Origin of the sequence: Thalassotalea ponticola, from assembly GCF_041379045.1 — a bacterium.
In the GTDB taxonomy this organism is placed as follows: Bacteria; Pseudomonadota; Gammaproteobacteria; order Enterobacterales; family Alteromonadaceae; genus Thalassotalea_A; species Thalassotalea_A ponticola.
Map to the genome: position 1 here is coordinate 102,301 of NZ_CP166871.1, position 14,824 is coordinate 117,124.

Genomic DNA, 14,824 nt, shown 5'->3' on the forward strand with positions numbered 1-14,824 from the left:
GCAACGACTATAACGTTTAGTCATCTAAACAAAGAGGCGTGAACAAAGTAGAAATTTCAAACAAACGCTCCCAAAGGGTTCTGCCTAAATTCTCCCTGCTCTGTGATATCTGACATTTACATAGATGACTGTACTGCATGATAGCTATTTTGATCAGAAATCATTTAGCTTGAACAACATTTGTACCTCAAAGTTCAACACGCCCTAGCTAAATATGCGACGTTGTTTACTTTTAAATGACCAAGATGCGCAGTAAATCCAGCTGGCGGGAAAAAACACTGCGGCAAGCAACAAGCTGATTAGGCTGACTTGCGTTAAGTTTGTTGTTTTGCCTTTGGCGAACAGTATGGTTGATAACACCATAATGGCGGTGTGCGCTAAATATAGTTCGAGGATAAAATTGAAATCTAACGTCATTGTCATTTTATTGTTTAGTGATTAATGAATGTAGATACCATAGCGCAAGACGCGTTATGAGCGGCGCTAACCAATAGCTTTATAGCAATTAATACCTATTAATATCAATACTATATCAGAGAATTATCAAAGTCATGACGTTCGTGTTAGGCACAATTGTTAACGTCATCACCTTGATTATCTACCCTATCATCTATTGCCCGAGGTTGTCCAAAATAAAATCCCTGACCAAATTGGCAGCCAGCGTCAACGGCCTTTTGCCACTGGTTTTCTGTTTCAATGCCTTCGGCAACTAGGTTAAAGCCCAAGCTTTGACCCAGACTGGCCAACGATTTAGCCAGCTGTAGGTTTCGCTCATTGGTTTCAAACGAACGAACAAACTTTTGATCGAGCTTGATCAACTCAAATGGGTAGTTATTCAAATAATGCAACGACGATAAACCACTGCCGTAATCGTCAAGGGCGAGGCGTACACCTGTTTTTTCGATGCGTTTAAGGTTTTGTAGCGTATGGCGAGACGTTTGATTAAACGCTTGTTCGTTAAACTCAATAATTAGCCCTTGAGGCTCGTTGACGTTGGCTTTTAGCAGCGCAATTAGATCACTGGTTTGCTTATTGTGACTCAGATGCTTACCCGACAAATTAATGCTGATAAATAGGCTTTGCTGTTGTTGTTGCCAGTGTTTTAACTTTTTCGCGACTTCAACGATAGTCCAATGCTCGATGTCGATAATTAACCCGCATTTTTCGGCAATGTTAATAAAGTCTTTTGCGGTTACCGCCTGTTGTTGATTTTGCCAGCGCAACAACGCCTCATAACCAATAACTTGCTTTGTTTTCAACTCGAGTATCGGCTGGTAGACGATGCGAAAATGCTGATGTGCTAGTGCTTGTTGTAATTGTTGTTCGATATTTAAGTCTTTGAGCAATTCTTCGCGCATCGATGCATCGTAAAACATCAACCGACTCCGGCCCATAGACTTAGCTTGGTACATGGCGGCATCGGCATCGCGCAGTACATCAGTTGCTGACTGATATTGGTGATCGCAAATAGCAATGCCAATACTGGCACTGGTATAGAGATGGTGACCTTCAATTGAAAACGGCGTTTTGAGCGCTTCAATGACTCGGTTAGCAATATCCTCGGCATCGTCACTATGACCAAGGCTGTCTAATAAAATGACAAATTCATCACCGCCCAATCGCGATAAGATATCGTTACCCCGTATGCAGTGTAAGATGCGTTTGGCGATTTCAATCAGCAACAAATCACCGACGTGATGACCTAAGGTATCGTTGATAACCTTGAAACGGTCGATATCTATAAATAGCACTGCAAACCGATCTGTGCGGTGTCGCTTGATGTGTTTTATGGTTTGCTCTAACCGCTCGGTAAACATTGCGCGGTTGGGCAATTGGGTAAGCGCATCGTGATGAGCATCATAATGGAGCTTTAACTCGCTTTTACTTTTCTGTTCGATTTGTTGACGCAACCGCCTATTTGTCTGCTGTAGCTGCGCCGTTTTAGCGTCGACGATGTCACTAACATCCTTGCTGTACAGTGAAATTAGCTGGCGATTTTTATTGCGCTCAATGGCCGCTGAAATAATGTCGCTGATAAAACTAATTAATTGCAAGTTAACGCGCGGATTCTGATTTTCATTGATAAACCCCTTGATGCCGACAATACCGATAAGCTCACCATCAATCGTCAATGGCGCAGCTAGCCAAGCATCAACGCAATGTGAGTGCTGGTGACGATTGGGAAAAGGTCGCTCAATTAACTGAGAATCGCTCTGATAGATGCACACTTTGTCGAGCTGAATTAAAACGGGCTTGGCAATAGAGCTAATAAAATCAACAACGTCAGGGGTGAGCTGTTGCTCTATCGGCGAGCAGCGCAACTCGTCGATGTAATAATTATCACGGCTGATATTGCTGTCGGCTGAAAACTGCTGAATATATAGGTTTTTTGCCGGGAAATAGCGTTTAATGATCGCTTGCAGTCGCTGATAAAAGGCCGACATATCGGTCACCGTGCTGCATAACTGAGCAAGTTTCAATAAGCCTGTTTGGGTTTTCTTAGTGCGCTTGTACTGACCCAACAGTTGCTGCAGATTACTCGGCGTAAACCCTTTATCGTTCATTATTAATGCCTTTATCTCAAAGCTTTGTGTGCCAGATCGAAATCTTTAGAAAGCAACACTTAACCCCAGTGTAGGTGAAGGCGATTAACAAAGTCAAATACTGACATTGGTGGTTATTGTCAGCCTGTCTAAGTTGGTCGCAGACCACAGATGGTATGGCAATACAGCGCTCTAGATATAAAAAAACCGAGCGTTGCTCGGTTTTCTCAAATTAGATGTCGGTTATCGACCCTTTCAGTTTATTCAAGGCGTTCTTTTCAAGCTGACGTACTCGCTCTGCAGAGATGCTGTACTTATTTGCCAGGTCTTGCAACGTCGATTTGTCCTCATCTAACCAGCGGGTTTTGATGATATCTTGGCTTCTATCGTCTAGTGTTGCCAAAGCATTAACAAGCTGGGTATTAACGTGGCTATCCCAGTTGTCTGATTCAACTTGTTCTGATAAATCTGACGAATTGTCTTGTAAATACTGAGCAGGCGCGTAGCTGCCAGGGCGATCATCATCGTCACCGTCGGTCAAGTCAAAAGCCTGATCGGCACTTGCCATACGGTTTTCCATTTCGATCACGTCTTTAGTGCTGACACCAAGAGACTCTGCCACGGTGTTTACTTCTTCTTGGCTAAACCAACCCAAGCGCTTTTTGTTTTTGCGCAGATTGAAAAATAACTTGCGTTGCGCTTTGGTTGTAGCGATTTTAACAATGCGCCAGTTTTTCAGGACAAATTCGTGAATTTCGGCTTTAATCCAGTGAACGGCAAATGATACCAGGCGCACGCCTACTTCGGGATTAAAACGCTTAACAGCCTTCATCAGGCCGATATTACCTTCTTGAATCAAGTCTGCTTGCGGTAAGCCGTATCCAGCATAACTTTTCGCGATGTGAACGACAAAGCGAAGATGCGACATGATTAATTCTTGCGCGGCGTTTAGGTCGTTATCACTGTGGAGTCGAGAGGCTAGCTCATGTTCGCGCTCAGCAGTTAGCATAGGAATGCCATACGCCATTTGTACGTACGCTTCGATGCTGCCACTTTGTGGAACAGTTAACGCCATTGATTGCACGTTGTTAGTCATCTATACCCCTTAAAATATGTAGGATTGTTATACTCTCAAGACCGATAAAATCTGAATTGGCCCTCGATGATATCACAGCTTTTTCGAGATCGCTAATCTAAAAAAGTGGCTAAATAAATCGATAAAATATATTGCTGTAGATACCGCTAAACATGGCGAAAACAGAGCAAAAACGGTGGTGGTAACAGCTATTGACCAGGTTGTTTTAGCGACTTCCTAATAGTAAGTCAAAAATAGGCATTATCAACCATTTAGCTAACCACCGAGGATTTTAGAGTGCATGACAACGAAAAAGTTCGCAACTTCATCGCGTTGTGGTTGTGCCGCCGAGAAAATTAAAGGCGGGTATCGTTTAAGGTAAGCTTGACTGGCAACTCGCCGATATCGGTCGTAACAGCTATAACCTTGGTGGTTGATCAGTAAAGCGAAGGGATAATCGCCCGTTCTAAGCCGTGAATTACAGCGGATACAGGGAGCAATAAGACCCGCTAGGGCCTCATTGCTCTGGTTAGGCCGCCATGACTACAACGCTATTCAGCGCTAGGCTCGATTTCGCGGATGTGCTGCCTAACCGAAATATAACTGCCGAGTAAACCCAGTAATATGGCGCTGCCAATTAAGGTTAGTGTTTCACTGGCAGTTAATGCTTTTAAGCTAAATTGACTGTCGTACAAATGCGCTAAATTAGCAACGGCAAGGTCAAAGTACGCGGCTAAGGCTGTTACTGTTAAGGCGGCTAACACACCGCCGAATACGCCATACCAGAAGCCGGTATACATAAACGGACGGCGAATAAAAGCATCGTCGGCACCTACCATTTTCATCACCGCGATGGCGCTTTTTTGATTTAAAATGGATAAGCGTATGGTGTTACCAATGATCAATACCACAGATAAACACAGTAATATCGCCAAAGCACTGACGATATTGCGCACCAAAGACATAATCGCCTCCAACCGCGTTAGCCACTCTAAATCGAGCTTGCTTTGTTCGACTTCGCGCTGTTTATTAATTTTTTGCAGTAGTGATTTTGCCGCATTAGGTTGGCTATAGCGTTCTGTAGGGGTAACCAGAATGGTTGCGGGAAGTGGATTCTTATCGAGATAAGCCAATGCTTTACCAAGTCCTGACAACACTTTAAATTCTGTTAGCGCCTGCTCGGCACTAATGTATTTAACCGAATCAACTTCGGGGTATAAGCGAATGCGATTGGCGACGTTTCGCGCGTCTTTATCACTGATATCAAGCTTTAAAAAGACACTGATCTGAGCCGCAGAATCCCAATTAGAACTTACGGCTTGTGCATTTTTGGTAAACAAGTGCAGGGTTGCCGGTAGGGTTAAACTAATGCTTAGCACTAATACCGTCATTACTGACGCCAAAGGGGTTCGCCACAACTCACCCAAACTGGCGGTTGCCTGTTGAAGGTGGCGAACCGGTAGCATGAGTAAGCCAGACAACGACACTGACGAACGATTGCGAAAACTATTACTTTCTTTACTCATTTTTATCCCGCCAGTTCGTCTTGGTTCAAGCCATCGGTGATCATGCGCCCATCTTTTAGGGTAAGGGTGCGATACTTCATTCGCGCGATCAGGCCCAAGTCATGGGTTGCGATTAAAATACTCACGCCCACGGCGTTAAACTCTTCGAATAAACGGATGATATCAAGCGATAACTTGGGATCTAAGTTGCCAGTGGGTTCATCGGCGAGAATGATCGGTGGTTTGTTGACAATTGCTCGAGCGATACCGACGCGTTGTTGTTCACCACCCGAGAGCATATAAGGATAGCAACGGCTTTTAGCGCTTAAGCCAACCTTGTCCAAAGCCGCCATCACCCGCTTTTTAATTTCACTCAAGCTTTGGTTTTCAATAACTAAAGGCAAGGCGATGTTGTCAAAAACCGTGCGATCCATAAGTAGGTTGTGGTTTTGAAAAATCATCCCTATGTTACGGCGTACGTAAGGTATATCGCCATAGCGAATGTTGGATACATCGGTGTTGTTGATACACACCTGCCCAGATGTCGGCTTCTCCATCACACTGATTAGTTTTAACAGCGTACTCTTACCGGCGCCTGAGTGGCCAGTAAGAAACGCCATCTCCCCTTTATCTAAGGAAAAGTTAATATTTTTCAGTGCATTAAAACCACCAGGGTAGGTTTTGTTAACAGCGTTAAAACGGATCATAGTCGACAGTTGTTATTATTGTTAAAAGTCAGTAGAGCCAATCAAGTTACTAGGATTCACCGTGTTTGGCAAACAGTGCGTCGATAAATTCTTTGCCATTAAATGGGCGCAAGTCATCAATACCTTCACCGACGCCTAAGTAGCGAATCGGCAAATTAAATTTATCGGCAAGGGCAAATATGACACCGCCTTTCGCCGTGCCGTCTAACTTGGTCACATTAATAGCCGTCAGTCCAACGGCTTCGTTAAACAGCTGGGTTTGGCTAATGGCGTTTTGGCCTGTACCGGCATCAATGGTCAACATCACTTGATGCGGAGCATTGGGGTCGATCTTTTTCATTACTCGAACCACTTTCTTTAATTCTTCCATCAAGTGCGCTTTGTTTTGCAAGCGACCGGCAGTATCGGCAATTAATACATCGACACCTTTGCTTTTGGCCGAGTTAATTGCGTCGAAGATCACTGATGCGCTATCGGCACCGGTGTGTTGGGCAATTACCGGAATGTCATTGCGGTCTCCCCAAACTTGTAGCTGCTCTACCGCCGCAGCGCGGAACGTATCACCGGCTGCTAACATCACAGACTTGCCTTGAGCTTGAAACTGCTTGGCTAGTTTGCCGATGGTTGTGGTTTTACCGACACCGTTAACACCTACCATGAGAATGACGTGCGGTCCTTGATTCATGTTTACCTCAGGCTGCTCGACAGTATCTAAGATATTAGCGAGTTCCTGTTTTAACAAATCGTAAAGCGCTTCCGCGTCGCTAAGCTGAGAGCGCTTAGCCGTGTCAGTAAGAGAGTCGATAATACGCATAGTGGTGTCGACACCGACGTCGGCGAGTAACAACTGGGTTTCAAGCTCTTCAAACAGATCGTCGTCTATTTTCTTACCTTTGAAAAGGTCAAAAATACCTCCGCCGAGGTTCTGTCGAGTTTTACTTAGACCTTGTTTTAAGCGGCTAAAAAAGCCGACTTTTTTTGCTGGCACAGGCTCTGCGTCAGCTGTTGCTGTTGCCTCGTCAGCGCTTTGTTCACTGGCTGCTATTGCCGTGTCTAGCGCATTGTCAATTGGCTCTGCTTCAGCTGCGTTGTCAATCGCGGTGGCGTCTTGGTCGGCGTCGTTAGCAACCTCTGGTGCATCGGATTCGGCTAGTTCAGGAGCGGGTGACTTTTCTGATTTACTTTCAGTCTGCTCCGTGGTGTCATTGTCGGCCGTATCAACTGGCGCAGATGCGCTATCATCAGATCCCGTTGTAACAAGGTTAGCATCGTCGCTTACTTGGTTAGATTGCTGCTCTGTGTCAGTGTTGGATGTTGGCTGTTCACTAGCTTTTGCTTGGTCCGCTGATTTATCTTTTTTAAACCAACTAAATAAGCCTTTTTTGTTTGCCATACGGTTCATTCATCTCAAATATGGTAATAAGGGCGTCATAGCGCATTGGCTGCCGTTTGGTGCGAGCAATTTTCGGCGCAAATTGCTATGATGTGCCGCGGATTTTTTCATTGCGATTATAATATCATCATCGATGCGTTGGAAAAACCGCCGACATGTGATTATATCAGGAATTTTATCAAGCAAATGGCAAAAAAACCTCAACAAAGTAGAAATAAACCGGCAACCGGACAGGTTCGAATTATTGCTGGCGTGCATCGCGGTCGCAAACTGGCGGTATTGAACAGCGAGGGGTTACGACCAACGACTGATAGGGTAAAGGAAACGGTTTTTAACTGGCTGATGTTGGATATTCGCGATGCGGTTTGTCTTGATTGCTTTTCTGGTTCGGGGAGTTTGGGTTTTGAAGCGCTATCTCGAGGCGCTCAGTTTGTCGATTTTATTGAAAAAGACACCTCGGCAGCGAGACAATTGCAGGTTAACGTACAACAATTAAACGCCGATAATGCAAAGGTATCCCAAGGGGATTGCTTGAAGGTTATAGAATCGTTAGACAAGAAATACGATGTAGTTTTTATCGACCCGCCGTTTAGGAAAGGTCTGGTAAACCAAGCCATAGTAAGCCTCAACGACAACGGACGCTTAAATGATAATGCGTTGGTTTATGTAGAAGTTGAAAGCGAACAAGCCAATCTCAATGTGCCCACGCATTGGCAACTGCTAAAACAAAAACAGGCTGGGCAAGTCGCTTTTCAACTTTATCGAGTAAACCCCGTTAGTGTATAACGGGCCGTTGCTACTTAACTGTAGCGCAGGCGAAAGCCAACTTTGATGGTTACCTGGTAATGAGCCACTTTGCCATCGACAATGTGACCACGAGTCTCCACCACTTCAAACCAGTTCATATTGGCAACGGTTTTGGCACATTCACTGAGTGCGTTTTCAATGGCTTCTTCAATAGAGTTAGGTGAAGAACCAACGATTTCTAACTTTTTGTAAGTGTGATGTTCTGACATGGCTATGTTCCTCCGTTTTCTATGGTAAGCATAGCCAATTTTTGCAACTCTGCACGGTTGCCTAAGGCGCGGTCATTCAATTGTGCTCTTAGACATTATCAGCAACCAAAAAAAGCTTGTTAAGCCAAGCAAATAACGGTCGATAGCCGACAATAAACCAGTTTGTCGTTAGTATTCTATTGCCAAGTTAGTCAAGCGTTGTTCGGTTGCTAGTTGCTTTAGAGACTGACACGTTTGTTGGTTTTCTTTGCTGCTAGCCAGAAGTTGAATCAATTCTTGTTGCGTGTCGCGCTCCCATTGCATAAGCGGGTGGTCGTCAATGTCACTTTGCTTGATCACTATTTGCTCGTCGTCTTGGTGTTCAGACGCCAACATGATTTGCAAATAATAGCTCACACTGCCCTTTGACAGTTGCGCGACATTACCTATGGTTGCCGCATCGCTTTCTTGGATACCTTGTAAAAGTGAGCCGAGTGCCATACAGGTATCTAATGCGGGATAAACACCGAAAAAGTCAAAGTTATCCACATCGGGAATAACCTCTTCTAGCTTTTCTAATTGCGCGTCGTAGTTAATTTTAATTTTACCTTGCTCTAATCGTTGCCAGACCAAATTAAGCTGGTTGCGCAATACGTTAAAGTCTCCAAATTCAGTTGCTTCGCTAAACATTTGGTAGTTGGGTAACATTCGCTCGAGAAGTGCACAGGCAAATGCGGTTTGTTGCCATAAAGATAAGCTTTTTAGAGAGATATATTTAGCCAAAATAAGTGCTCACAAATAAAAATTGCGCTCATTATAGCGCAATTTGTTGATAACAAGAGAAGATACATCGTCCCAGCCGATGTAGCAACGACTACGACAGTTGTTTCTGCGCGTATTCAAATTTTAAACGGTATTCGGTTAGGCGGCTCTTCAATTCGCCTACTTCCTTATCAATACGTTGTTTTAACTCGTGATTTTCATCGCGAAGTTGTTTCATCGTACTGCGAATTTGCTCGTCATTGGCTTTGTGCTTCATTCGTAGCTCGATATTCTTTTGTTCAAGCTCAGTGATTTTAACCTGTTCCTGTAACAATTCTTGTTCGAGTTTTGAATATCGCGTTGAGGTACTTGAACTCTCGTTTTTAAGTTCGTCTAATTGTTGCTGTAAGGCTTCTTTATCACTGTTAAGCAACTCGATAATATCGTCAGATTTCTTTTGCTGTTGCTCAGCCATTTTACTTGAATCTGCCAATTTATCGGTTAACGAATTGATGTGCTGTTGGGCTTTTTTTAGCGCATTGTTGGCTTTTACATGTAATTCGCTGAGCTGTTTGTTGTATTGCTCTTCCAGTGACTGATGATCGACATTGGCGACCTGTAGCGCTTCTTGCAACTGCTGCTTACACACGTGATAATCGCGTTCAAGTTGCGCCACTTTGTCTTGTTTCTCGCGCAAGGTATTGCGTAACTCGCTGTGTTGCTCGTCTAACACCTGATAGTTCTGTTGCACTTGGTTAAGCTGCTGATCAAGCGTTGTAACCTGTTGTTGCAATTGCTGTGTTTGTTGCTCAAGCTGCTGCTTGTACTGCGAGTGCAATTGCGACACTTGTTCAGTTGAAGACTGATTAATGCTATCGAGCTTTTGACTTAGAGCGGCCACTTGTTTGTTGGCATCACTCAACAGGCGCTGTTTATCGCTGAGCTTTTTATCAAATTGCTTCTCGCTATTAAGTATGGCCTGAGCGTGCAAACGCTGCTGGTTTTTTAATTCACTTTGGCTGTCTTTATTGACTTGTTCAAGACGCTTGTTGTGCGCTGTTAACTCTTTGATCTGCGCCAGTAATTCAAGTTCTTTAGTCTGTGCTTTGGTTAGCTTGAGTTCTAAATTTTTCGCCTGCGAATAAATAGAGTCAGAATTTTTTTCGTGTTTTTGCAACTGCTGTTCAAGTTCGGCAATGCGCGCGTCTTTGCTGGTTTGTATCTTTTGCAGCTGTTGTTGGTAATCGTGTAATTCACCTAAGTTAGCCTGTTTTAGTTGCTGCTCTTGCTGCAGTTTTTCAAGCTGTTGTTCACTGGTTTGTTTTAATAACTGATAACTGCGCTGCAGGTCATTCAATTGTTGCATCAACGCCGTTAGCTTTGCCGACAGTGCGGCATTTTTGTTACTCAGTGGCTCTACTTGGGCTTCTAAATGCTGTTGGTTCTGATTGGCGATACGCAGCTGATCATGCAGCTTTTGCTCGTCTTTGAGTTTGATCTTTAGGTGTGTTTCAACCTGCAGTGCGCGTTCTCTGAGTTTGTTGTACTGGGTTTCGTTGAGCAACAACTTTTTCTTGAGCTGTTCGATTTCTGAATGCTTTTGTTTAACCGAGTTTAATTTTGCCTGACTGAGCTTTTCGTGGACTAATGCGTACTTTTGTTCAAGAGCTTTTTTTTGTTCGTTTAACGCTTGTTGCTTATCGTGCTCTGCATCTTTAGCAAGCTCTTCGGCAAGCTTGTTAAACTTGTCTTCTAGTTGAACAAATATATTGCCCGCTAATTGCTGCATTTGTTGATCAACATTTTTACCGTTTTGCGATTCATTCATTGTGGACTCAGTCATGTTATTTTTATTATCGCTCTAACTCTATTTAATCACGTTTACAATAGATTAAAAAGAGTTATATGAACGCTTTTTTAGCCTAAATAATTTGCGATGCCATCAAGTAACATCTGTACGGCAATCATTACCAGTATCATCCCCATCAACCGCTCCATGGCTATTAGACCTCGATTGCCGAGGATGCGCTGAAACGAGCCAGAGAAAAATAAGATAATGGCACTAATGAACCAAGCGATGATCAGTGCTAAGGTCCAATCAAGCATGCGGCTGGGATCTTGATTCGCCATTAAAATCAAGGCCGCTAAAATGGATGGCCCAGCCATTAAGGGAACGGCGAGTGGCACGAGAAAAGGTTCTTCACCTTCAGGTAGACCGCTAACCGACCCATGCGATGGGAAAATCATTTTAATGGCGATAAGAAATAGGATTATACCGCCGGCAATCGACACCGACTCTTGTCGAAGGTGTAAAAGGTCGAGTACCTTTTGTCCTCCGTACAAAAACAGCAACATAATGCCAAGCGCCAAGATAAGTTCGCGCACCACGATGATGCGTTGCCGCTTTTTTTCTATGCCTTTGAGCACCGAGATAAAAATCGGTAAGTTACCCAGCGGATCCATGATCAAAAATAGGGTGACCGCCGCGGTTATCATATCCATTGGGACGACCTTTTTATTGGTATTGTATGATCAACACGTATGTAAACAAGTTAAGTTGCTAAACCTTAAATTTGCCAGTAAGTGGCTGATTTTTTTGTTTTACCGTTGGTGTTTATGGAAAAGGCAATCATATTTTGGAGCGCGGTTGGTCGGTTAGCTCACACGCAAACTCTGTGTGTTCTATAAGGTAAAGGCAAGGTTGATAGTGTGCGCTAAACACTGCTGGCATCGATCAGATTGGCGGTTAAAGGTTGCAACAAAGAAAATAAAACAAGGTGCTGTGGACACAGAGCACCTTGAGTAAGCTGGGCATGTGGCGGATTGGAAATTTTTGAACAGCCCCGGAAAACGTTAACTTGCGTTTACGTTTGTTTGTTATGGTCAAATGCTTTGATCATCGCAAATAACATGTCTTTGTGCTTGAGTCGTTTTTTCTTCAATTGTTCGAGGTAATCGTCACTCGTATTTTCGGCGCCCCCTTCAATGCGAATCACTTCGTGGTCTAACTCGTGGTACTCTTTAAACAAACGAGCAAAATGCGCATCGGTCATCTTTAAAGTACGAATCTGTTGTTTGAATTCTGGAAATTCGTGATGTAAATCGTGCTTTTCAATTGTCATGTTGTTAATCCTCGTTATGCTTTTTCTTGTTTAGCGCATTGGATACAGGTTTTTACATTGGTTAATACGTCAAGGCGACCTTGCTCGATGGCTTTACCACATAAACTACAGATTCCGTATTGCTCTGCCTGCAACATCTGCAGGGTTTGCTCTATCTTGTGCAGTTCCATTTGCGTTTGTTGGTAAATTTCGTCTAGCACTTCATCGTTTTCACGTTCACTAGACTGGTCGGCTAAATTAGCACTGCGGCCTTGTTTTAAATCGGCTTCTATCGCGGCTAAGCGTTCACTGAGCTCTTGCTGTTTAGCAAGTAACGATTCACTGAGTTTGGAAACTATCATGCTACTCTCCTTTAGTGGTTAGACTACCGAGTTCAGGGGTAGAGATATTGATCTGGCTCAAGGAGATGCTAATTTGATCAGCAAAGCGATTGGGGCTGAGCACTACTTTGCAAATGCGTTGCGATAAAGTAGTGCGGGAACGAACGAAAACACAGAGTGTGACAGCACCACCGTCAAGTTAGTGCCAAGGCATGACCAGTTATGCTGTGACGGTTACTGATCAGGGGCCAATTTTTGTTTTATTTGATGCTTGTGTTTTATGTACAGCGCTTCTACTTTTTCGCGAGCCCACGGCGTTTTGCGCAAAAACTTTAAACTTGATTTAATGCTTGGGTCATGACTAAAACAGCGAATATTGATGTGCCGAGCAAGCTCTTCAAAGCCAAAGTACGCTTCTAGTTCGGTGACGATAGTTTGTAAAGTAATGCCGTGTAGCGGATTGTAAGGTTGATTGTCCATTGATTACATCCCAGTGGGTTATCGCGTTGTCATTAGCTTGGCCATGCGACGGCTGGTCAGGATTATCAACGAGCACGCGTGTAGATTGATGCATTGATCATATATGAATTTGCTCACCAGAGAAAATTTAGTTGATGATATTAGCGCAGCTGGCAGTAACGACATAGTGATAGGCTGCTTGAAAAATTAAAAAGGTCCGGTAAATCCTTATACCGGACAACGCGACACACCTTGACACCTTGACGGTTGAATACTTAGGTCGTTAAACGCCTACTCAACGCGGTGGTCGCTTCCTGTTGTGGAGCATTTCACATTGAAAACAGGTAATTAGTTATACAGATTTAGTCATCGAGCAGATCAGTGTTGAGTGAAAAAAGTGCGTTGGGTAGGCTAATGTCGGTCATGTAAGGCGCAGCAGTCAATCGCTTATTGGTCTGTTTAGCTGAGTTATCAAGTTGTTCAGGTCAATGCTGGGGTTTGTTATATATGGAAATGCATATATACTAAGCCACAGAATTAAGGAGGCGTTATGATCACCATGGTTGAATTTTACAAGGCATTGGCTGATGACACCCGTTTGCATGCACTGTTGTTGATTTTAGCCGAAGGCGAATTGTGTGTATGTGAACTCGGTGAAGCACTAGGGTGCAGTCAACCAAAGGTATCTCGTCATTTAGCACGGCTTAAGCAAGACCAGTTAGTGATTGACAGAAAACAGCAGCAATGGGTGTTTTACCGATTAAATCCGCTATTGCCCACTTGGTGTAGTGAGGTTTTAACGACGAGTTTAAGCTGCAAGTCAGCCGATTTCACCGAGTGCGTTTCGCGTTTAACGACAATGAAAGACCGTCCGCAAAAATGTTGCTAAACAAGCAGTGAACAACCCGTTTTAATGTTAGGAGGAAAGTGTTGTGAGTATCAAAATAGGTATTAATGGCTTTGGCCGCATGGGGCGTTTGTCAATGCGCGCGGCGTTTGATTGGGATGATGTTGAAATTGTGCAGATCAACGATCCAGCTGGCGATGCGGCAACGTTGGCCCATTTGTTAACATTTGATTCAGTGCATGGTATTTGGCATCACCAAGCCGAAGCTGACGAACAAGAGATGATCATCAATGGCCACCGTATAAAGTGCAGCCAAAACAGTGCTATTGCCGATACCGATTGGTCGGGCTGTGATGTGGTGATTGAAGCCAGTGGTAAGATGAAAACCAAAGCTCTATTGCAAGCCTATTTAGCGCAAGGTGTTAAACGCGTCGTGGTTACCGCACCGGTAAAAGAAGACGGTGTGTTAAACGTCGTGATGGGCGTTAATGATCACTTATACGATGCAGCGCAACATCCCATAGTGACTGCGGCGAGTTGTACCACCAACTGTTTAGCGCCTGTGGTTCAGGTTATTCATCAAAATTTTGGTATTAAGCATGGCTCGATGACCACCATTCACGATATTACCAACACCCAAACCATATTAGACGCGCCACACAACGATTTGCGTCGTGCTCGCGCTTGCGGGATGAGTCTTATTCCAACGACAACGGGATCGGCAACAGCGATTACTCATATATTCCCCGAGTTGAAAGGACGCTTAAATGGTCATGCAGTGCGGGTACCTCTTGCGAATGCCTCGCTTACCGATTGCGTATTTGAACTAGAGCAAGCCGTAACAGAGCAGCAAGTCAATGCGGTATTAAAGCAGGCGGCAGAAGGTGAGCTGAAAGGCATTTTAGGTTATGAACAACGCCCGTTGGTGTCAATCGATTACAAAACCGATCCTCGCTCATCGATTGTCGATGCATTATCGACCATGGTGATTAACGGCAGTCAGCTCAAACTTTACGTGTGGTATGACAACGAGTGGGGTTATGCCAATCGCACCGCAGAATTGGCTCGCAAAGTCGGGTTAAGCGATCAATAGGCG

16 protein-coding genes are annotated in these 14,824 nt (G+C 44.1%); 3 read left to right on the forward strand and 13 right to left on the reverse strand.

Annotated features, from left to right (window positions below):
• Nucleotides 1-204: 204 nt before the first annotated feature.
• The 6 genes from ACAY30_RS00445 to ftsY all read right to left on the reverse strand — a co-directional run bounded on the left by ACAY30_RS00445 (nucleotide 205) and on the right by ftsY (nucleotide 7,223).
• Nucleotides 205-423: a hypothetical protein gene (locus ACAY30_RS00445; protein WP_290251324.1), complete on the reverse strand. Its 219-nt coding sequence runs from the start codon at nucleotides 421-423 to the stop codon at nucleotides 205-207.
• A 140-nt stretch (nucleotides 424-563) separates the two neighbouring features.
• Entirely contained in the window at nucleotides 564-2,564 is a 2,001-nt protein-coding gene (locus ACAY30_RS00450) for an EAL domain-containing protein (protein WP_290251323.1), read from the reverse strand.
• 211 nt (nucleotides 2,565-2,775) lie between these two features.
• The gene (gene rpoH / locus ACAY30_RS00455; RefSeq protein WP_290251322.1) at nucleotides 2,776-3,639 is read right to left on the reverse strand and encodes an RNA polymerase sigma factor RpoH; all 864 of its coding nucleotides are present in this window, start codon (nucleotides 3,637-3,639) and stop codon (nucleotides 2,776-2,778) included.
• A 530-nt stretch (nucleotides 3,640-4,169) separates the two neighbouring features.
• A complete protein-coding gene (gene ftsX, locus ACAY30_RS00460; protein WP_290251321.1) occupies nucleotides 4,170-5,144 on the reverse strand; it encodes a permease-like cell division protein FtsX in 975 nt (324 codons plus the stop codon).
• 2 nt (nucleotides 5,145-5,146) lie between these two features.
• The gene (gene ftsE, locus ACAY30_RS00465; RefSeq protein WP_290251320.1) at nucleotides 5,147-5,830 is read right to left on the reverse strand and encodes a cell division ATP-binding protein FtsE; all 684 of its coding nucleotides are present in this window, start codon (nucleotides 5,828-5,830) and stop codon (nucleotides 5,147-5,149) included.
• Nucleotides 5,831-5,879: 49 nt separating this feature from the next.
• On the reverse strand, nucleotides 5,880-7,223 hold the full coding sequence (gene ftsY, locus ACAY30_RS00470) for a signal recognition particle-docking protein FtsY (protein ID WP_290251319.1): 1,344 nt from the start codon (nucleotides 7,221-7,223) through the stop codon (nucleotides 5,880-5,882).
• A gap of 186 nt (nucleotides 7,224-7,409) precedes the next feature.
• On the opposite strand from ftsY, the gene rsmD reads away from it, so the two are divergent.
• Complete coding sequence (gene rsmD / locus ACAY30_RS00475; RefSeq protein ID WP_290251318.1) at nucleotides 7,410-8,009, forward strand: 16S rRNA (guanine(966)-N(2))-methyltransferase RsmD; 600 nt, start codon at nucleotides 7,410-7,412, stop codon at nucleotides 8,007-8,009.
• A gap of 14 nt (nucleotides 8,010-8,023) precedes the next feature.
• Here rsmD and ACAY30_RS00480 read toward each other — a convergent pair whose 3' ends face one another.
• The 7 genes from ACAY30_RS00480 to ACAY30_RS00510 all read right to left on the reverse strand — a co-directional run bounded on the left by ACAY30_RS00480 (nucleotide 8,024) and on the right by ACAY30_RS00510 (nucleotide 12,902).
• A complete protein-coding gene (locus ACAY30_RS00480) occupies nucleotides 8,024-8,239 on the reverse strand; it encodes a dodecin (RefSeq protein WP_290251317.1) in 216 nt (71 codons plus the stop codon).
• Nucleotides 8,240-8,407: 168 nt separating this feature from the next.
• Nucleotides 8,408-9,001 carry a YjaG family protein gene (locus tag ACAY30_RS00485; RefSeq protein WP_290251316.1) on the reverse strand — a complete coding sequence of 198 codons (594 nt, stop codon included), beginning with the start codon at nucleotides 8,999-9,001 and terminating at the stop codon, nucleotides 8,408-8,410.
• A 91-nt stretch (nucleotides 9,002-9,092) separates the two neighbouring features.
• Nucleotides 9,093-10,808: a hypothetical protein gene (locus ACAY30_RS00490; protein ID WP_290251315.1), complete on the reverse strand. Its 1,716-nt coding sequence runs from the start codon at nucleotides 10,806-10,808 to the stop codon at nucleotides 9,093-9,095.
• An 89-nt stretch (nucleotides 10,809-10,897) separates the two neighbouring features.
• On the reverse strand, nucleotides 10,898-11,482 hold the full coding sequence (locus ACAY30_RS00495; RefSeq protein ID WP_290251314.1) for a YhgN family NAAT transporter: 585 nt from the start codon (nucleotides 11,480-11,482) through the stop codon (nucleotides 10,898-10,900).
• A 362-nt stretch (nucleotides 11,483-11,844) separates the two neighbouring features.
• On the reverse strand, nucleotides 11,845-12,102 hold the full coding sequence (locus ACAY30_RS00500; RefSeq protein ID WP_290251313.1) for a YdcH family protein: 258 nt from the start codon (nucleotides 12,100-12,102) through the stop codon (nucleotides 11,845-11,847).
• 14 nt (nucleotides 12,103-12,116) lie between these two features.
• Nucleotides 12,117-12,443: a TraR/DksA C4-type zinc finger protein gene (locus tag ACAY30_RS00505; protein ID WP_290251312.1), complete on the reverse strand. Its 327-nt coding sequence runs from the start codon at nucleotides 12,441-12,443 to the stop codon at nucleotides 12,117-12,119.
• A gap of 213 nt (nucleotides 12,444-12,656) precedes the next feature.
• The gene (locus ACAY30_RS00510) at nucleotides 12,657-12,902 is read right to left on the reverse strand and encodes a VF530 family protein (protein ID WP_290251311.1); all 246 of its coding nucleotides are present in this window, start codon (nucleotides 12,900-12,902) and stop codon (nucleotides 12,657-12,659) included.
• Between the two features lie 529 nt (nucleotides 12,903-13,431).
• On the opposite strand from ACAY30_RS00510, the gene ACAY30_RS00515 reads away from it, so the two are divergent.
• Together ACAY30_RS00515 and ACAY30_RS00520 are read left to right on the forward strand one after the other, a co-directional pair.
• Nucleotides 13,432-13,770 carry a metalloregulator ArsR/SmtB family transcription factor gene (locus ACAY30_RS00515; protein WP_290251310.1) on the forward strand — a complete coding sequence of 113 codons (339 nt, stop codon included), beginning with the start codon at nucleotides 13,432-13,434 and terminating at the stop codon, nucleotides 13,768-13,770.
• Nucleotides 13,771-13,813: 43 nt separating this feature from the next.
• Complete coding sequence (locus ACAY30_RS00520; protein WP_290251309.1) at nucleotides 13,814-14,821, forward strand: ArsJ-associated glyceraldehyde-3-phosphate dehydrogenase; 1,008 nt, start codon at nucleotides 13,814-13,816, stop codon at nucleotides 14,819-14,821.
• The last annotated feature ends 3 nt before the right edge of the window (nucleotides 14,822-14,824 follow it).